The sequence below is a fragment of the Terriglobus sp. ADX1 genome (assembly GCF_036877645.1).
Lineage (GTDB): Bacteria > Acidobacteriota > Terriglobia > Terriglobales > Acidobacteriaceae > Terriglobus.
The window spans coordinates 1-254 of record NZ_JAEDXV010000115.1; the positions used below are offsets into that span (position 1 = coordinate 1).

Below are 254 nucleotides of genomic sequence, written 5' to 3' on the forward strand. Positions count from 1 at the left end.
GTGGTTGGGAAGGCATTCTCCCCATGCGCCGATGGTGATATGCCACGGTCCCGGATCCCGCAGCGCGTTCTTAAAGTCGACACCGAATCCCGGCATATCTGTGCCTCGCGACCAGGTTTCGCGGGCGGCGCGTCCCTGGAAGCCATATCCGCGCACGAAGTCAGGATGCTTGTCATGAATGTTGCGAAAACGTGGGATATAGATCCCATTTGGCCGGTTGCCTAATTGCACGTGGTCTTCAAAGCCCGGCAGTC

The 254-nt window shown here is 58.3% G+C and carries 1 pseudogene; it reads right to left on the reverse strand.

The features are described 5' to 3' along the window. A pseudogene (locus JAO32_RS19855) lies at positions 1-231 on the reverse strand (GMC family oxidoreductase); the annotation flags it as partial. Between the last annotated feature and the right edge of the window lie 23 nt (positions 232-254).